This window comes from Morganella psychrotolerans, assembly GCF_001676155.1.
GTDB classification, from domain to species: Bacteria; Pseudomonadota; Gammaproteobacteria; order Enterobacterales; family Enterobacteriaceae; genus Morganella; species Morganella psychrotolerans.
This window is the reverse complement of record NZ_LZEW01000001.1, coordinates 859,442-879,054: the sequence shown is the minus strand read 5'-3', so window position 1 is coordinate 879,054 and position 19,613 is coordinate 859,442. Positions and strand designations below refer to the sequence as shown.

11 protein-coding genes and 4 pseudogenes are annotated in these 19,613 nt (G+C 49.0%); 9 read left to right on the top strand and 6 right to left on the bottom strand.

Annotated elements, in window-relative coordinates; genetic code table 11:
* Positions 1–187 precede the first annotated feature (187 nt).
* Positions 188–1,192, bottom strand: coding sequence for a 2-hydroxyacid dehydrogenase (locus tag AYY16_RS04310; protein ID WP_067362507.1), 1,005 nt, complete (start codon positions 1,190–1,192; stop codon positions 188–190).
* Positions 1,193–1,384: 192 nt separating this feature from the next.
* Here AYY16_RS04310 and AYY16_RS04305 point away from each other — a divergent pair, with 192 nt between their 5' ends.
* From AYY16_RS04305 to AYY16_RS04295, 3 genes are read left to right on the top strand one after another with little or no spacing between them, the layout of a single operon-like run.
* A complete protein-coding gene (locus AYY16_RS04305; protein ID WP_067362505.1) occupies positions 1,385–4,009 on the top strand; it encodes a YdbH family protein in 2,625 nt (874 codons plus the stop codon).
* A gap of 2 nt (positions 4,010–4,011) precedes the next feature.
* On the top strand, positions 4,012–4,203 hold the full coding sequence (locus tag AYY16_RS04300; RefSeq protein ID WP_067362503.1) for a YnbE family lipoprotein: 192 nt from the start codon (positions 4,012–4,014) through the stop codon (positions 4,201–4,203).
* Between the two features lie 8 nt (positions 4,204–4,211).
* A complete protein-coding gene (locus AYY16_RS04295) occupies positions 4,212–4,565 on the top strand; it encodes a YdbL family probable chaperone protein (RefSeq protein WP_067362500.1) in 354 nt (117 codons plus the stop codon).
* A gap of 82 nt (positions 4,566–4,647) precedes the next feature.
* On the opposite strand, the gene AYY16_RS04290 is transcribed toward AYY16_RS04295, so the two are convergent.
* The gene (locus AYY16_RS04290; RefSeq protein WP_328585661.1) at positions 4,648–5,235 is read right to left on the bottom strand and encodes an FMN-dependent NADH-azoreductase; all 588 of its coding nucleotides are present in this window, start codon (positions 5,233–5,235) and stop codon (positions 4,648–4,650) included.
* Positions 5,236–5,439: 204 nt separating this feature from the next.
* On the opposite strand from AYY16_RS04290, the gene AYY16_RS21650 reads away from it, so the two are divergent.
* The 3 genes and pseudogenes from AYY16_RS21650 to AYY16_RS21645 all read left to right on the top strand — a co-directional run.
* Positions 5,440–5,586 (top strand): hypothetical protein, encoded by a 147-nt coding sequence (locus AYY16_RS21650; RefSeq protein ID WP_412778949.1) that lies wholly within the window; start codon positions 5,440–5,442, stop codon positions 5,584–5,586.
* Positions 5,576–9,335: pseudogene (hrpA, locus tag AYY16_RS04285) on the top strand (ATP-dependent RNA helicase HrpA). The gene AYY16_RS21650 and the pseudogene hrpA overlap by 11 nt, the downstream one beginning before the upstream one ends.
* A gap of 168 nt (positions 9,336–9,503) precedes the next feature.
* Positions 9,504–9,701: pseudogene (locus AYY16_RS21645) on the top strand (bacteriocin immunity protein); the annotation flags it as partial.
* A gap of 154 nt (positions 9,702–9,855) precedes the next feature.
* Here the strand turns inward: AYY16_RS21645 and AYY16_RS04280 are convergent.
* Both AYY16_RS04280 and ydgH read right to left on the bottom strand, forming a co-directional pair.
* Positions 9,856–11,248: pseudogene (locus AYY16_RS04280) on the bottom strand (basic amino acid/polyamine antiporter).
* A 270-nt stretch (positions 11,249–11,518) separates the two neighbouring features.
* Positions 11,519–12,476 (bottom strand): annotated as a pseudogene (gene ydgH / locus AYY16_RS04275) (DUF1471 family protein YdgH).
* 465 nt (positions 12,477–12,941) lie between these two features.
* On the opposite strand from ydgH, the gene pntA reads away from it, so the two are divergent.
* Both pntA and pntB read left to right on the top strand, forming a co-directional pair.
* Positions 12,942–14,471 (top strand): Re/Si-specific NAD(P)(+) transhydrogenase subunit alpha, encoded by a 1,530-nt coding sequence (gene pntA, locus AYY16_RS04270; RefSeq protein WP_067362497.1) that lies wholly within the window; start codon positions 12,942–12,944, stop codon positions 14,469–14,471.
* Positions 14,472–14,476: 5 nt separating this feature from the next.
* A complete protein-coding gene (gene pntB, locus AYY16_RS04265) occupies positions 14,477–15,868 on the top strand; it encodes a Re/Si-specific NAD(P)(+) transhydrogenase subunit beta (RefSeq protein ID WP_067364679.1) in 1,392 nt (463 codons plus the stop codon).
* A 125-nt stretch (positions 15,869–15,993) separates the two neighbouring features.
* Here pntB and uspE read toward each other — a convergent pair whose 3' ends face one another.
* Positions 15,994–16,941, bottom strand: coding sequence for a universal stress protein UspE (uspE, locus tag AYY16_RS04260; protein WP_067362494.1), 948 nt, complete (start codon positions 16,939–16,941; stop codon positions 15,994–15,996).
* Positions 16,942–17,087: 146 nt separating this feature from the next.
* Entirely contained in the window at positions 17,088–17,846 is a 759-nt protein-coding gene (gene fnr / locus AYY16_RS04255; protein ID WP_067362491.1) for a fumarate/nitrate reduction transcriptional regulator Fnr, read from the bottom strand.
* A 600-nt stretch (positions 17,847–18,446) separates the two neighbouring features.
* On the opposite strand from fnr, the gene AYY16_RS04250 reads away from it, so the two are divergent.
* Positions 18,447–19,457 (top strand): NAD(P)H-quinone oxidoreductase, encoded by a 1,011-nt coding sequence (locus AYY16_RS04250; protein WP_067362488.1) that lies wholly within the window; start codon positions 18,447–18,449, stop codon positions 19,455–19,457.
* The last annotated feature ends 156 nt before the right edge of the window (positions 19,458–19,613 follow it).

The window sequence follows — 19,613 nt, the reverse complement described above, 5'->3', positions numbered from 1 at the left end:
CACAGAGTATATGCAGAAACTCATCGGATGACTGAAACAAATGTTAGCACCAAAAATGAGTACGGGCAAAATTAAGATAAAACCTATGTAGTTAAGCTAAGCTTATGTTTATTAATTTACTTTATAAGTAAAGACCCGGAGACGGAGATGAAAACCCCGGGTTAAATTGTAATAAACTATATAATCATCACTGATTTTGTAACACAAGGTTACAAGATGTTTCATTATTATGAAGTTGAGTAATATTATCCAGTGTAGTTTCACTGATACTCAGGAGTGCTTCTTCTGTCAGAAATGCCTGATGGCCGGTAAACAGTACATTGTGGCAGGAGGAGAGGCGGCGGAAAATATCATCCTGAATGACATCATTTGACTTATCTTCAAAGAATAAATCACGCTCATTCTCATAAACATCCATACCCAGCGCCCCGATTTTCTGTTGCTTGAGGGCATCAATCGCAGCCGCCGAGTCAATTAACGCACCACGGCTGGTATTGATTATCATCACGCCATCTTTCATTTTATTAAAGACCTGCTTATCCAGCAGGTGATGATTTTCCGGGGTCAGCGGGCAGTGGAGTGAGATAACATCAGCGTTGGCAAATAACGTATTCAGATCCACATACTCCGCGCCCAAATCCAGCGCCGCCTGGTTAGGGTAAGGATCTGATACCAGCAGCTTCATCCCGAATCCTTTTAAAATCCGCAGCAGCGCAAGACCAATCTTACCTGTACCTATAACGCCTGCTGTGCGGTTATGCATATTAAAGCCGGTCAGACCTTCGAGTGAGAAATTAGCATCCCTGGTGCGCTGGTAAGCGCGGTGAATGCGGCGGTTCAGGCTCAGCATCATACCAACCGCATGTTCAGCAACCGCTTCCGGTGAATAGGCGGGTACGCGGACAACCTGTATACCCAGTTCCTGCGCGGCGGCAAGGTCAACATTATTAAACCCGGCGCAGCGCAGCGCCAGGATACGGATATCAAGATCAGCCAGTTCCTGCAATACGTCCCGGTTAGCGTCATCATTAACAAAAATACAGACCGCATCGGCACCCACGGCATTCTTGGCAGTTTGTTGTGTCAGCGGAAAATCAAAATATTCGATATCATACTGAAAACGCGGATCCTGATTCACCAAATCCATGTGTTTGCGGTCGTAATGTTTGGTACTGTAACTGACAATTTTCATCCGGGACTCCTCCGCTAAAATAAATCGCTACACTAAACCGGATAGCCCTGACAAAATAGGGCGGTTCCTTAGTTCAGAAATAATTGAATCTGTTGCGGTACAGTATAACGCGAACTTCACGTAACTGTACGCAGCCAATGCGGTTTTCCGGCTGACGCCCGGGAAAACCGCATAATTAACCCGGTAAGGCGCATGAAAAAATTACTGAAAGTGCTGGTGGTATTATCCGTCTTGTTGTTGATGATAATACCGGTTGTCTGGCTGACATTACCCCGCTGGCTCCCCGTAGTCGTAAAGCCGTATCTGCCGGATGGCGTGACGTTGTCACTTTCTCAGCCTGAGCTTCGCGGACGCGGGATACAGATTACAGACTGGGCACTAAAAGGAACCCGCTGCACATTGGCTGGCGGACATAACCTTTCTGTCCGCTACAGCCGCGCCGGGCTTTGGCAGATTGATGCCGCCGGGCTGACCGGTGATACCGAATGTCTACAGACACTGCCTGCATCTGCGGATCAGCCGGACAGTGAACCCGTTAATATCGCTGCACTGCTGTCACAACTGCCTTCTGCCACACTGACAATAGACAATGTCCTTATTACCTCTGTACCTGATTATCAGGGCAGCCTGAGCCTGACCACGTCCGGGGCTGCGGGGCAGCATGTGTCGTATCAGGGAAAGAATATTCAGACCGAACTTACTGTTAACCCTGATCAGAGTGTGACGGTGTCACAATTAAATATAGCTGCCGGTGATGATAAATTGTCTCTCACCGGCAGTCTGACATTGCCGGGCAATACAGCAACACTACCGGAACAGGGGCAATTGCAGGCGGGTATTGTCAGCCCGTCCCGGACACTACCGCTGGTACTGACATTTGACTGGCAGGGAAAGCAGGGAACGCTGACTCTGCGCGAAACAGACAGCGAAACGCTGTTACTGAGCCTTCCCTGGGCGGCTACAGGGGAAACCGTCACAATCACGGATGGAGAATGGCGCTGGGATAAAGCAGAACAACCTTTGCGGGGAACATTGAGTGGAACCCTGAGTAACTGGCAGAAAACAATAACGGATATGCGCCTTACTGCGCGGGTTTCTGTGGTCACACAGGGAAAGCGCGGCAAAGGCACCGTTGTATTGCAATTACCGGAGACCGGGCTGTCACTGACCGGGTTTGAGATCCCGTTTGAGCTTGCCGGTCAGGTCAACAGTCAGGATATGTGGGCGGCGGGACGGCTTCCGGCAGTATTGACCGGCACGCTGTCCGATCCGGTGATACGCATCAGCTCCGGTGCCCTGATCCGCGCCCGCGGGCAGCTCAGTCCGACATTGCAGGTGGAAGAACTGCGCCTGCCGCTGGCGGGAACACGGCTTTCGCAGGTGGGAATTTCCGGTCCGCTGGATGCGATTGTGACCATCAATAACCCTGAACTGGGACGCTACCGTTTTCAGATGAAAGGTCAGGCGCGGGAATTTTTACCTGATAACGGACACTGGTACTGGCAGGTCTGGGGCAAAGGCAATGTCAAACCGCTGAGTGCGGACTGGACATTTTCCGGTGCCGGATCCTGGATAGATAATGAAATCAGGGTAAGGCGGCTGGATACGGGGTTTAAGGGGATCCGTTACGGCATGATGTCGATGGAGTCCCCCGCGCTGACACTATTGTCGCCGGTTGTCTGGCAGCGTGACGCAGAGAACTCCGACCTGAGCGGGCAATTTCAGCTGACGACAAAAAAAATCAAAATTGACCAGAGCTATCTGCCATCCGCCACTTTTGTGATGCGGATGACCGGGCGTGATCCGCATAATTTTTCTGTCAAAGGTACATTGTCAGCCGGAAAAAATGTCGGGCCGATACAGTATTGGACCCGCTGGGACGGCACCCGCCTGCGGGGGGAAGCACGCTGGCCGGAGCAGGATCTGCGTGCCTTTCAGACACTCATTCCGTCTGATTCAGGGATAACACTGCGCAACGGGGAATTTTATGCGCAGGCGGCATTCTCTGCCGCGCCGGATCAGGGATTTGTCGCCGGTGGTCACTGGGTGGTAAAACAAGGCAGCATGTGGCTGAAAGACGGTGAAGTTGAAGGTGTGGATTTTGTACTGCCGTGGCGTCTGGCTGACAGCCGCTGGCAGCTCGGCAGCAAAACACCGGTCACACTGCGTATTGCGCGGGTGAATAATTTATTTGAAGTCACCGATATTAAAGCAGATTTACAGGGCTATTATCCGTACAGTGATCGTTATCCGCTGGTGCTGTCAGGTATCAGTCTGGATTTACTGGGCGGACAGGTGACGATGGCATCATTATCTGTGCCGCAGAAAGAGGCCGCCGTGATACGCCTGGATAAACTGTCCACCGGACCGCTGATTAATACGCTCAAGGTGACACAGTTTGCTCTGGAAGGCAGTATCAGCGGCGAACTACCATTTTATATTGATAACCCGCAGTGGATTGTCCGTAACGGCTGGGTTGAGAATGATGACCCGCTGACATTGAATCTGGATAATCAGTTTGTCTCGTCAGTCAGTGAGAATAACCTCTCAGCAGGCACGGCTATCAATTGGCTGGATTATCTGGTGATGAAACGGGTGCGTACCGATATTAACCTGACAAATTTAGGAGTACTGACCATGCGTTCGGTTATCTCCGGCTACAATCCGGTGCTGGACGCCCGGCGTGTGGTGAATCTTAATTACAATCATGAAGAAAATGTGTTTCAGTTATGGCGCAGCCTGAGTTTTGGCAGCAATCTGGAAGCCTGGCTGGAAAAAACAATTTCACAGCAGCAAGAATCAAATCCGACGGAGTAAGAATGAAAAACTGGATGGCAGGGGCGATATTGCCGTTAATGATTATATCACTGGGCGGATGTTTGCGGGTCGAAGTTGCAACTCCGGATAAACCTATTGATATCAATATGAATGTCAAAATAGAGCATGAAATTAATGTCAAAATTGACCGTCAGGTAGAAGATCTGCTGAAGAGTAATTCAGCTATTTTTTGAGGTGAATAATGAGCACATTATTTAAAGCAGGGAAATTCCGTACGGGCGCGGCAGCACTGACTCTGATGGTCAGCAGCTCAGCATTTGCGCTGACACTGGATGACGCAAAGCAACAGGGACTGGCGGGTGAAACCTTCAGCGGCTATATTGCGCCGGTTGACCGTGCGGCCTCACGGGATGATGTCAAAAACCTGGTAAAAGAGATTAATGCCGCCCGATCACAAAAATACAGTGAACTGGCACAGGGCAACCGGATGAAAGCCGATGAAGTGGCAAAAATTGCCGGACAAAAACTGGTTACCCGCGCACCAAAAGGGGAGTATGTCCTTGGCATTAACGGGCAGTGGCTGAAGAAAGAATAGATAATATACAGCAGCAAAACCTCGTAAATAGTCCGCTGCTGTATTAATTCGGGTATTAATCAGTCATCAGACGGACAACTGCTCAACACAGTTGTTCAACACACAGGCGGGCATCACACTGCGCTTTATCCGCAGACTCTTCACCCATTGCCACACCTTCGGCAAAAATGAATTCAATTTCATTGATCCCGATAAAGCCCAGGAACTGTTTCATAAACGGCACAATTAAGTCAGATGTCTGATCACGGTGGAAACCGCCGCGCGCAGTCAGTACAATAGCGCGCTTACCCAGCACTAAACCTTCGGCACCGTTTTCGGTATAGCGGAACGTTTTACCGGCAGAGGCGATAAAATCCAGCCAGGTTTTCAGTTGAGTGGGTATGGTAAAGTTATACATTGGCGCTGTGAATACAATGACATCATGGGCAAATAGCTCATCTATCAGTTCCGCTTGTAATGCATTGGCGGATAACTGATGTGCTGTTAAGGTTCCGCCCGCCGGAACATTCATGCCGGAAATGATTTCATTATCAAGCACCGGAACCGGGTTTGCGCTGAGATCACGGACCGTAATCGCATCATCTGCATGATTTTTCCGCCATTGTCCTATAAAATAATCCGCCATTTTGTTGGTATGAGAGTGACCCGCAAGAATACTGGATTTGAGCACGAGAATTTTTTTGCATAGTAAACCTTGTCTTTGTTATATGTGATTCAGCTTAGAAGGGATCCATCCGCCATAAAACACCAGTTTACTGAAAATAATGCGTCGTGTGTTACACCAAAAACGGGATAATAACGAATAGTAACAACCGCTGCATAAAAAGCCGGACCATACAGGCAACCACAGATTACCTATCAGAAGGATAGCAAGGTGAATTCCCTTCTTAATGAATTAAAACAACTGATCCCCCATTTATCGCTGCGGGATCAATGGCAGTTCCGCAAACGGCTTTCCGGTGTTGCGAAAATCCATAACCCGGAGTCACAGAAAAAAAGTGCTCAGCGCGTTGCAGGATGAAATACTGCACGGCATTACCCGGACAGAGCAGCGGATAGCAAGCCGCCCGGAAATAACCTATCCGGGTAATCTGCCGGTATCGCAGATGCGCGATGTCATTTATAACGCGATCCGTGACCATCAGGTGGTGATCATCGCCGGGGAAACCGGATCCGGGAAAACCACGCAGATCCCGAAAATCTGTCTTGAGCTGGGACGCGGTATCACCGGGTTTATCGGCCATACACAACCGCGGCGTCTGGCGGCCCGCACCGTCGGCTCCCGTATTGCGGAAGAGCTGAAAGTACCGCTGGGTGCGGCTGTCGGGTATAAAGTCCGCTTCAGTGATCAGGTCGGTGATAATTCGCTGATTAAACTGATGACCGACGGGATCCTGCTGGCGGAACTGCAACAGGATAAACTTCTGCTGCAATATGACACGATCATTATTGATGAAGCACACGAACGCAGTCTGAATATTGACTTCATTCTGGGCTATCTGCGCCAGCTTCTGCCTAGACGCCCTGATCTGAAAGTGATCATCACCTCCGCGACGATCGATCCGGAACGGTTTTCACGTCATTTCAGTAATGCGCCGATCATTGAAGTCTCCGGTCGCACCTATCCGGTAGAGGTGCGTTACCGTCCGGTGATGGGGGATGACAATGACGCGGATCGCGATCTGACTCAGGGCATTCTGGATGCAGTCCATGAACTCGGACGCGAAAGTGCCGGTGATATCCTTATCTTTATGAGCGGGGAGCGGGAGATCCGCGAAACTGCCGATGCCCTCAATAAAGCGGATCTGCGCTTTACGGAAGTTCTGCCGTTATTTGCGCGGCTCTCCAACAGTGAACAGAACCGGATCTTTCAGCCACATACCGGCCGGCGGATTGTTCTGGCGACTAACGTAGCAGAAACCTCCCTGACGGTGCCCGGTATCAAATATGTCATTGATACCGGTTTCGCCCGTATCAGCCGCTACAGTTACCGCACAAAAGTCCAGCGTCTGCCGGTAGAGCCGATTTCACAGGCATCTGCCAATCAGCGCAAAGGACGCTGCGGGCGCGTTTCTGACGGGATTTGTATCCGTCTCTATTCAGAAGATGATTTCCTGACCCGCCCGGAATTTACCGATCCGGAAATCCTGCGCACTAATCTGGCTTCCGTTATTTTACAAATGACGGCTATCGGGCTGGGTGATATCGGCGCGTTTCCGTTTGTCGAAGCGCCGGACAAGCGCAATATTCAGGATGGTGTAAAACTGCTGGAAGAACTTGGCGCAATTGATACCAATGCCTCGAAGGAAAATCACTATCAACTGACACAGACCGGCCGCCAACTGGCAAAACTGCCGATTGACCCGCGCCTGGCGAGAATGGTGCTGGAAGCCCGTAATCACGGAGCTGTCCGTGAAACGATGATCATTGCGGCGGCACTGTCGATTCAGGACCCCCGTGAACGACCGATGGAAAAACAGCAGGCGTCTGATGAAAAACACCGGCGCTTTGTGGATAAAGAATCTGATTTTATTTCATTTGTGAATTTGTGGAACTATCTGAAAGAACAACAAAAAGTCTTATCCAATTCACAACTGCGCAAACAGTGTCGCCAGGAGTTTCTCAACTATCTGCGGATCCGCGAATGGCAGGATGTTTATACCCAGTTGCGCCAGGTTGTGAAAGAACAAGGCATCCCGGTGAACAGCGAACCGGCGGTAAGCCGCAGTATTCATCTGTCACTGCTGAGCGGGCTGCTTTCTCATATCGGGCAGAAAGATGTTGAGAAGCAGGAATTTACCGGTGCGCGTAATGCGCGTTTCTCTATCTTCCCTGGTTCCGGGCTGTTTAAGAAGCCGCCAAAATGGGCAATGGTGGCTGAGCTGGTGGAAACCAGCCGCTTATGGGGGCGTATTGCCGCGAAGATAGAGCCTGACTGGATAGAGCCATTAGCGCAGCACTTGGTTAAATATCATTACAGCGAGCCGCACTGGGAGAAATCACAGGGTGCGGTGATGGCGACAGAAAAAGTCACTCTTTATGGTCTGCCGGTTGTGGCAGCGCGTCCGGTCAATTACGGCAATATTGACCCGGCGCTGTGTCGTGAGTTGTTTATCCGTAATGCACTGGTCGAAGGCGACTGGCTGACGCGGCATACATTTTTCCGCGACAATCAGACGTTGCGTAATGAAGTGGAAGAGCTGGAACACAAATCGCGACGCCGCGATATTCTGGTTGATGACGAAACCTTGTTCAGTTTCTATGATACGCGTCTGCCGCCGGAGATCGTTTCATCGCAACACTTTGATAACTGGTGGAAACGGGAACGGCTGCAAAAACCGGATTTTCTCAGTTATGAGAAAAATATGCTTATCCGCTCTGATGCGGACCAGGTAACAGCGCAGGATTATCCGAATTACTGGTATCAGGGGGATTTAAAATTCCGTCTGAGTTATCAGTTTGAACCCGGAACCGAAGCCGACGGCGTGACCGTACATATTCCGTTGCCGGTTCTCAATCAGGTCAGTCCTGACGGATTTGACTGGCAGATCCCGGGATTGCGGGAAGAGCTTATCATTGCATGGATAAAATCACTGCCGAAACCGGTGCGCCGTAATTTTGTTCCTGCGCCTAACTATGCAGGCGCTTGCATGGAGCGGGTTCCTGAGCCGCAGGGCGGACTGCTGGATGCACTGGAGCGCGAATTGCGCCGTATGACAGGTGTGACGATTGATCGCGAATCCTGGCAGCCGGAGCAGGTTCCTTCTCACCTGAAAATGACTTTCCGTGTTGTGGGCGATAAACAGAAAAAAACTCGCGGAAGGATATGATCTGGATGCTCTGAAGATCAGCCTGAAAGCGGAAGTTCAGCAGACACTGTCGGATGTGGTGGATGATGGTATCGAACAAAGTGGCGCGCACATCTGGCGTTTCGGCGATATTCCTGATTGTTATGAGCAAAAGCGGGGCGGATATGCCGTAAAAGCCTATCCTGCGCTGGTTGATGAAAAGCAGAGTGTCGGGATTAAGGTGTTCGAAACCGAATTTGAACAACAACTGGCGATGCTGGCGGGAACGCGGCGTCTGTTGCTGCTCAATATTCCGTCTCCGGTTAAATATCTTCATGAAAAACTACCGAATAAAGCCAAGCTCGGTCTGTATTTTAACCCGTACGGTAAGGTGCTGGAGCTGATTGATGACTGTATCGCCTGCGGTATCGATAAGCTGGTTGCTCAGTTTGGCGGGGTTGTCCGGCAGGAAGAAAAATTCGCGCAATTACAGGAGTTTGTCCGCGCGGAGCTGAATGAAACCGTGGTCGGCATTGCCCGGCTGGTGGAGCAAATCCTGACAACCACATTTGCCATTAACAAGCGTCTGAAAGGGCGGATTGATATGCAAATGGCGTTTGCGCTCTCTGACATCAAAGCACAGATGTCCGGTCTGGTTTTCCCGGGCTTTGTGACATCACATGGCTGGCAGCGCCTGCCGGATGTTCTGCGTTATTTGCAGGGGATAGAGCGGCGTATTGAAAAACTGATGGCGGATGTGAACCGCGACAGAGCCAATATGAATAAAATTGAGCATATTCAAAACCTTTGGAAGCAGTGGCAGGGTAAATTATCACCGGTGGACAAGCGTAAACCGGAAGCCGAAGCGGTACGCTGGATGATTGAAGAGTTGCGGATCAGTCTGTTCGCCCAACAATTAGGCACACCATATCCGGTTTCTGATAAACGAATTATCCAGGCAATGACACAAATCAGCGGGTAAAGTGCCGTTTTTACGGGGTACTGTGTTTTTGTACAGTAATTGATTTTTTACCCATCAGCGGGCACAGAAGTGCCCGTTTTTTTTTTGTGTAAAATAACGTGAAATTTAAAATTTGTGATAAATAAAAAATAAACTCTGTTTAATTCATTGTATTAATTATCAGAACATCCTCGTGGTAACGGCCTGATCTATTATCCTAATGACGGGGAAGATGATTCTCCGGCGGGTATTTTGAAAACAGTGAAAGAATGGCGAGCCAGTCAGGGTAAGCAGGGGTTTAAAAAAAGGCTGAATGAATCTCTTATACCCGCCGAACTCAGTGTTGATTACAATCATGGAAAAATAGATCGCACACATTTTTACTGAGATACCTATTTAGTTACAACATACAATTTATCTTTATTTAAAAACAGAAAGGGGAAGCTATCGCGATGCTATTCGCGTAACAGGAATAAAGGGGTGGCGTGTGGATTTACAGACATAGCTGAGCGGGCCGGGTGGCCCGTTCAGCTCAAGACAGTTATCTGACTAAATACCAGAGCGCAGGAACCGCGCCTGCAAGCAGAAGGGCTATAATGGTCCACTCAACAAAGTGCAGCGTGGTTTTTATTTCGCGATTTTGCAGCGCGTACAGAAATACCAGGATTCCCGGGGCGTAAAGTACCACGGAAAGTAGCAGATTGAGCAAACCTGAGGCATAAATCAGCCATAATCCGTACAGTGCCGCGACCATTCCCACACCCAGCAGTGCCGGTTTTTTTAGTCTCAGGGCTGTTTTTACCAGGAAAGCACCGACAAGGAAGTAGGGCACCAGAATCATTTCAGACGCAATAGTAAGCAATGTATTATAATTGCTGCCACTCAGCCAGATCAGCACCAGGGCAAGCTGCACAGCGCAGTTCGTCATCCATAATGATGTCGATGGCGTATTGTTCGCATTCTGTTTTTTGAACGGAGACGGAAAAGAGCCGTGAAGTGCTGCAATAAACGGGACTTCAGCAGCCATAATTGTCCAGCTCAGATATGCGCCACAGACAGAGACTATCAAACCCGCCGCAATAATAATTTCGCCGCTGCCGCCAATCAGATTCACCATCAGTGTGGCCATCGACGGGTTGCGCATTTCAGCCAGTTCCGGGCGTGCAACAACCCCCATAGACAACAGCGTTACACAAATATAGATACTTAATGCCGACACCACGGCAAACATGGTAGCCAGCCCGACATCTTTACGCCGCCGCGCGCGGGCAGAGACAACAACCGCACCTTCAATTCCGATAAAAACCCACAATGTGATAAGCATCGTGTCTTTCACCTGTTGCCAGACCGGGACACCCAGCTCAACACCGGTAAAATCGAGGTGGAACGTATCCCAGCGGAAAGCAATCACCGCAAGCACAATAAACAGACCGAGAGGCACCAGCTTAGCAAATGTGGCAAGTTTATTGATACCGGCAGCAGTCTGAACACCGCGCAGAACCAGGCAATGAACAATCCACAGCAGAACAGATTCACCAATCAGTGACTGCCAGGTATTACCATCACCAAAAACAATATGGTCAGGTGTATCAGTAAAAAAAACTGAATGCAGCAAACACGATAACCAGATAAGACACGTTGGCAATTACGGCACACAGCCAGTATCCCCACGCTGAACAGAAACCTATCAGTTCGCCGAATCCATCTTTGGCATACGTAAAAATGCCGCCATCGAGATCAGGGCGCAAACGGGAAAGAAGCAGTAATGCAAAAGCGAGAAAGAGAATGCCGACGCCGGTAATTGACCAACCGATGATCAGCGCCGCCGGGCTGGCGACTTCCGCCATATTCTGCGGCAGACTGAAAACACCGGCGCCGACCATTGAACTGAGCACTAATGCCGTAAGCGCGGTTAAACTGAGTTTTTTATCCAAAGTACCATCCCGGTAAGTTTGCAACGGTAATATATGTACAGGGTATTCATGCAATCAATTTGACTGAATACGCAAAAATTGGCGCTGATTGTACGGAGACTCGGGGGGATATGCAATGTTTAATCATGCATTAATTGCATTATATTATGCATATTCGCTGTTAATTAATTCATTTGCAGCAGATTATGAGGATTAAGGTTAACGGGCTGATTTAATGGTATAAAAAAAGCGTATCAGACGATACGCTTTTTTTTGCTGACCGGCAGGGAATTACTTGTATAAATCCGCGCTGATGGTCACGTTACCACCACTTGCCTGCCACTGGCGGGTAATGTGGTAAAATTTAGCACCTTTGGCTGCTGCACGTTTAGCAACCTGATAAGACACTTCCGGAGAGGTCGTGTAATAACCGGTGAAGGTTACGCTGTCAAACGGAGCCATAACAGCGGCAGAGGCTTTATTCAGCTCTTCTACTTTCGTACCGTCCGGCAGGGTAACAGTGTAACGCCCGCCGCGTGATGCCTGGGTTTCAAAGAAACGGCCTACGCTGTTACCGGCAGTATCTGTTGAAGAGGCAACGCCCGGGATTTCAACCTGTTTAGCGGCTTCACCACCGGCTGCCAGTGCGGCACGTCCGGCATCTGAATCAGCAGGGATCAGGGCTTCATCGGTCTGAAGAATACGTTTAGGTGCATCGGCTTTATAAACATACGCCGTTGCCAGCTGATTACCGCCGTCATTGGTAAAAATATTACGGACGATAAAGAAAGAGGCTGCGCCTTTTTTGATGGCTTCTTTGGCAATAGCATCATTCAGATCAGGACTGTTGGCGAAATACCCGTTTACTGTCACTGTGTCGAAAGGCTGGAGACCAATGGCATCTTTTTCAGGTAGTTCATTAATACCGCGGAATGACCGGTAGCTTTTCTTTTCAGCCGGTGCAGCATCTTTGTGGTAGACATCAGCAACTACACGCATATTTCCGTTGCTGTTAAGATCATCGAGGCTCTGGATATAGAAAGCATCGGCACCCATTTTGTCTGCTTTACGGGAAACGGCGGCAGCAGCTTCGTAAATTGCATTGAAACGGCCTGTAACGGCAATGCGCTCAAAAGGTTGGTATTGAGCCGCTTGCTCCGGCGTTAATTCCTGTGCTGCGTGAACCGGCAGCAGACTCGTAAATGAAAAAAAACATCGCAGATGCGATGACCGTTGTTTTCAGCTTCATACAAAATCCTTCCGCCTTGCGCAATTAATATTCATAACGTGCTGAACCTGTAATTTTATATCCTGGCCGCCCGATTATGACATGTATTTGTGCTTGTTGTCGCTTTAATTTATGGTGCGAATTTAAGACTGTTAATCATACAGCTATTTTTACCACAAATTTATGCAATCATAGTCATTTATCGGCAAAATAATTTTCTGTCCGGGGAAATACTGTTTAGTATGAATTTACGAATGAATTAGATGGATCGATATCACATTTTTCAGTAGGTTATTAGGACATTTCAGATAAAAGGGTGTGTTTGATCTGATTTCGTGCAGATGGCTGTTTTTTTATGCACAAGTCTGACCAGCATGCCTGTAAACACTTGAGCTTATTACCCAACGTCATTCAAGGTGCGGGCTGGCTGACTGCGGTCAACGAACCTGCGGGTTGAATGAATAAGGGTACAGATAAGGGAACATTATGCGTATTGGTGTACCAAAAGAGCGACAGTCCAGTGAAACCCGGGTCGCCGCCACGCCGGCTACCATTGTACAACTGAAAAAACTCGGGTTTGATGTGGTTGTTGAAACAGGAGCCGGTCATCTTGCCAGTTTTGATGACAACGCTTACCGTGACGCCGGTGCAGATATCGCCGGCACACAGGATGTCTGGCAATCTGACATTATTTTTAAAGTGAATGCGCCGCTGGACAGCGAAATTCCGCTGATGAAAGCAGGCAGCTCTCTGGTCAGCTTTATCTGGCCCGCCCAAAACCCGCAACTGCTTGAAAAGTTGTCTGCACAGGGTGTTAACGTCTTTGCAATGGACTCCGTTCCGCGTATTTCCCGTGCTCAGTCACTGGATGCGCTAAGTTCGATGGCCAATATCGCCGGTTACCGCGCGATAGTTGAAGCCGCCAATGCATTCGGTCGTTTTTTCACCGGGCAAATCACTGCCGCCGGTAAAATTCCGCCTGCGAAAGTGCTGGTTATCGGTGCCGGTGTTGCCGGTCTTGCCGCGATTGGTGCCGCAGGCAGCCTGGGGGCGATAGTCCGCGCGTTCGATACCCGTCCTGAAGTAAAAGAACAGGTCAACAGTATGGGCGCTGATTTCCTCGAGCTGCATTTTGAGGAAGATGCAGGCAGCGGTGACGGTTACGCAAAAGTAATGTCAGAAGCCTTTATTAAGGCAGAAATGGCACTGTTTGCTGAACAGGCAAAAGACGTTGATATCATTGTGACCACCGCACTGATTCCGGGACGTCCTGCACCAAAACTCATCACAAAAGACATGGTTGAGTCGATGAAAGCGGGCAGTGTGATTGTCGATTTAGCCGCGCAAAACGGCGGTAACTGTGAACTGACAGTACCGGGTGAGATTCACACCACCGAAAACGGGGTGAAAATCATCGGTTATACCGATCTCGCCGCGCGTCTGGCAACACAGTCCTCTCAGCTTTACGGCACCAACCTGGTGAACCTGATGAAGCTGATGTGCAAAGAGAAAAACGGCGAAATCACGATTGATTTTGATGATGTGGTTATCCGTGGTCTGACCGTGGTAAAAGCCGGTGAAATCACCTGGCCGGCACCGCCGATTCAGGTTTCCGCTCAGCCACAAGCAAAACCTGCTGCGGTGAAAGCTGAGAAAAAACCGGCAAAACCAATGTCTCCGTGGCTGAAATACGGACTGATGGCACTGGCGTTTGTTCTGTTTGCCTGGCTCGCAAATGTCGCTCCGGCGGAGTTTTTATCCCACTTTACTGTTTTTGCGCTCTCCTGTGTGGTTGGTTACTACGTGGTCTGGAATGTCAGCCATGCACTGCACACGCCATTAATGGCGGTAACCAATGCGATTTCGGGCATTATTGTTGTCGGCGCACTTCTGCAAATAGGCAGCGGCGGCTGGGTAACATTTTTCTCCTTTATTGCGGTGCTGATTGCCAGTATCAATATCTTCGGCGGTTTTACCGTCACTCAGCGTATGCTTAAAATGTTTCGTAAGGGGTAATGAATATGTCTGGCGGAGTCGTTACAGCGGCATATATTGTTGCCGCAATCTTGTTTATTTTCAGCCTGGCCGGGTTATCCCGCCACGAAACCTCTCAGCGCGGCAATCTGCTGGGTGTGATCGGGATGGCTATCGCACTGGCTGCTACCATTTTCGGACCGTATTCATCCAATATCGGCTGGATAATTGTGGCGATGGTGATTGGTGCTGTGATTGGTATTCGTCTGGCGCGTAAAGTCGAAATGACTGAAATGCCGGAGCTGGTTGCTATTTTACACAGCTTTGTGGGGCTGGCCGCCGTTCTGGTCGGTTTCAACAGTTATATGGATCACAACCAGGCGCTGACGTCATCGGTGATGAACAACATTCACCTGACTGAAGTGTTCCTCGGCATATTCATTGGTGCGATAACATTCACCGGCTCAATTGTTGCGTACGGCAAATTATGCGGTAAGTTATCCTCAAAACCGCTGATGCTGCCTAACCGCCATAAACTGAACCTGGCGGCACTGGTTGTCTCTTTCCTGTTGTTATGGACCTTTGTTAAGACAGACAGCGCAGGGTTACAGGTTCTCACCTTAATCGTGATGGCAGTAATTGCCCTGGCATTCGGCTGGCACCTTGTCGCCTCTATCGGCGGTGCGGATATGCCGGTCGTGGTGTCTATGCTCAACTCCTATTCAGGATGGGCAGCAGCAGCAGCCGGTTTCATGCTGAGCAACGACCTGCTGATTGTCACAGGTGCGCTGGTTGGTTCGTCCGGTGCGATTCTGTCTTATATTATGTGTAAGGCAATGAACCGCTCCTTCTTCAGTGTCATTGCAGGCGGCTTCGGAACAGACGGAACGGCAAGCTCCGGTGATGAAGAAGTCGGCGAGCACCGTGAAGTCAACGCGGAAGAAGTAGCGGATATGCTGAAAAATGCCACATCCGTTATCATCACTCCGGGCTATGGTATGGCGGTTGCCCAGGCACAGTATCCGGTGCACGATATTACGCAGAAGCTGCGTGATAAAGGCATCAAGGTACGTTTTGGTATTCATCCGGTGGCAGGGCGTCTGCCTGGTCACATGAATGTGTTGCTGGCTGAAGCAAAAGTACCGTATGACATCGTGCTGGAAATGGATGAAATCAATGATGATTTCAAAGATACCGATGTGGTTCTGGTGATCGGTGCAAATGATACGGTTAACCCGGCGGCGCTGGATGACCCGAACAGTCCGATTGCGGGAATGCCGGTTCTGGAAGTATGGAAAGCGCAGAACGTGATTGTATTCAAACGTTCGATGAATACCGGTTATGCCGGGGTTCAGAATCCGCTGTTCTTTAAAGAAAATACCCAGATGTTATTTGGCGATGCCAAAGCCAGTTGTGAAGCAATTTTGCGTTCACTGTAAAACCGGTTGTTAACATTAACTGTTAACAATTGATGTTAAAGCTGTTAAAGCGAAAAGCGGGTGATTAATCATAATCACCCGCTTTTTTTATGCGGCTTTTATATAGCTGAAAAATCAATCAGTGATTAATCATCATCGTCAGTATCAATCGGGCATACAAAACCATCCGGTTTTACTGCCAGAAGGTCACACTTGAGATGATCAACGACGTGCTCGGCTGTGTTACCGAGGAATGCCGCCGAAATCCCGGTCCGCCCGATAATCCCCAACACAACCACACCGGCATTCAGTTCTGCGGTCACTTCAGGAATGACTTTCTCCGGCAATCCCTCATAAACATGCGTGTATTCCTCGCCGATGGCGAATTTCTGACGCAGCTCTTTCATCGCGATAAGGTGCTGTCCGCGCAGAGCGTTGTTATAGGTATTCGGGTCAAAGTCCGGCAATTCAATTGCGATATTAATAGGGGCAACCGGATACGCACTGACCAGATGAATAGCGGGATCTTTGACTACCCGTTTGGCAAGTTCTTGTGTGAGCGCCACCAGCTTCAGATTCAGTGCATCGTGATAAGACTCTTCATTTGACAGATTCACGCCGACCACCACAGAACCTTGTTCCGGCCAGACTTTATCTTTCACCATCCAGACCGGACACGGACATTTGCGCAGCAGATGCCAGTCAAGCGGGGTGAATATCAGTGACTCAAACTTATCATTCTGATGTGCCATTTTCAGCATCAGGTCATGCCCGCCGCTGATCACTTCTTTGATAATGGCTTCATAAGGGCGGTTATGCCACACGACTTTTACTTCAATGTCGATGCCGGCTTCCAGATAATAACGCGCCTGCTGTTTAATCCATGCACTGCGCTGAGCAATAACACCTTTGCGCATCGCATCCCGCTCTTCAGGGGAGAGCAGGGTTGTCATGTCATAAGAGAGGTCATAGATGGGTAAGAAAGCTTTGATTCGTCCGCCATTGCGTTGCACGATATATACCGCACGCCGTAATGCCGGCTGATCATCCTGATTGGGGTCTATTGCAACTAAGAGGTTCTGATAGTCAGACATTCATCTCTCCTCGCGGAACGGGATTCGTATCTGTAAAGATAAACCAAACCGGAGCAGGAATGTAGGAAATATTAGCACCAAACCGAAATAATTCGGTCTGGTGCAGATTAAAGCGCAGAGAAATGCAGTCCCGGAGTCTTTATTAATCAGTCCTGCGGCAGAGCAGGTACTTTACCGGCGAGGGCTGCCAGCTGATCCATATCTTCAATCGTAATATACTTGCCTTTTACTGCCAGCATGCCGCTTTTCTGGAAACGCCCCAGTAAACGACTGATTGTTTCGACAGTCAGGCCGAGGTAGTTACCGATATCACCACGGGTCATGGTCAGGCGGAATTCACGCGGAGAAAAACCACGCTGCGCAAAACGGCGTGATAAATTATAGATAAATGCCGCTAAGCGTTCTTCTGCATTCTTTTTAGACAACAACAGGATCATTTCCTGGTCGCCTTTAATTTCGCCGCTCATCAGGCGCATCATCTGCTGGCGTAAATTCGGCATTTTTCCTGAGAGGTCATCTAAGGTTTCATACGGAATTTCGCAGACCATGGATGTTTCCAGTGCCTGTGCGAAGCTTGGGTGTTCAGTATTGATAATGGCATCAAAACCCACCAGGTCACCGGCCAGATGGAAACCGGTGATTTGCTCATCACCTTCTTCTGTAATGGTATAACTCTTGATGGTTCCGGAGCGGATAGCATACAGAGATTTCAGTTCATCTCCGGCTTTGAACAGCGCCTGGCCTTTCTGGATAGGTTTCTTGCGCTCAATGATATTATCAAGCTGATCCAGCTCATGCTCATTAAGCGTAAAAGGGATACACAGCTGGCTGATGCTGCAATCCTGGCAATGGATCGCACAGCCGCCTGATTGAATTCTACGTACAACACGTTTTTCCGGGATCATAGGCTTGCTCTTGAAATAATATTGATTTGAATCAATTTTATCACAGACTACCAAAAGTGGTAAGTGGTCTGAGTTTAAATATAATTATACCCGGCTAAAAACAGGCGCATAATATTGACATAATATGCTTTTTTTCGTGATGTCGTAATGTGATTTTTTTTGATTAAAGTCTCATTAATCCGACCGGAAACAACGAATAAGTCAATTTCAGGTCAATTTATTACAGATCAACATGTTAATAATATACCAAAATGTAAATAAGACGTTCACCATTCGTTGTAAAACAGTGTGATACATTAAATTCAATCACATATTTGCAACGGAGCTTTGCAATGAAATGACGTTTAGCAGGAGCGTAAAAATAGCCCTTATTTTTGTTATGGGAATATAAAAGAAGACATCGCCGATATTACATTTTCGTCATCTTGCTATGCTATCTTTTATAAGTGGCGGTATGATGATACCGCTGTAAATTTATCTGAAGCCCGGAATTAGTCATAAAAAGACTTGTTACTATATACCTCACGTCATTCAGGATGCAGCCAACGAACCTGCAGTTTGAATGAATCAGGGTATCCCAGGACTGTTTAAGGAAACGTAATGATTTCACATACATTACCCGAATCAATGATGGCAATAGATATTACCAGGCCCGGTGGCCCGGAGGTATTACAGGTAATTGAAACGCCATTGCCTAAGGTACAGGGAGAATACCTGCTGGTTAAAGTCGCGGCTGCCGGAGTTAACCGGCCTGATGTGTTTCAGCGGATGGGCAGTTACCCGCCGCCGCCGGATGCCTCTCCTGTGCCGGGGCTTGAAATTGCGGGTGAGGTGGTCGCCGTCGGTGAAGATTGTAAACGCTGGCAGGTGGGTGATAAAATTTGCGCACTTGTGGCGGGCGGCGGATACGCACAATACTGCCTCGTCCATGACAGTATCGCTCTGCCTCTGGAAAACCTGAGTTATACGGATGCAGCCGGTATTCCTGAAAATTTCTTTACGGTCTGGGCGAATGTCTTTCAGATTGGTAAGTTGCAGAGTGAAGAGAGTGTGCTGATTCACGGCGGCACATCCGGTATCGGCAGTGTGGCAATCATGCTGGCGAAAGCATTTGGTGCAACGGTGTACACCACCGTCGGCTCGGCAGAAAAAGCAGATGTTGCCCGGCAACTGGGTGCTGATCATGTGATTAATTACCGGGAAGCCGACTTTGCGCAGGTCATTCCTGACCTGACCGGCGGGCAGGGTGTCAATATGGTTGTGGATATTATCGGTGGCGATTATATTCAGAAAAACTATGAAGTTGCCGCAAAAGCGGGGCGGATAATCCAGATAGGGCTGATGCGCGGCAATCCGCAAAATCTGAACATGATGCCGCTGATGGTAAAACGCCTGACCCACACAGGATCAACCCTGCGGGCGCGGACGCCGGAAGAAAAAGCCGTTATTGCCCGTGACCTTGCACAAAAAGTCTGGCCATTATTACGGGCGGGGAAAATAAAACCGCTGATAAGCCATACTTTTGATCTGGCGGATGTGGTAAAAGCCCATCAACTGATGGAGTCAGGGGATTTAACCGGTAAAATCATTCTGACCAATCCTGACTTCTGATCCTTCTTTTTTGCACTATACCTAACGTCATTCAGGATGCCCGGCAAACTCCGCCCGCCGGGCATTCTGAAGCATGACGGGCATATCAGCATTATTTGTTGATAGAGCATCCTGCCTGTACGCTACAATATGAGAGTGGTTATCATTCCCGTTAAG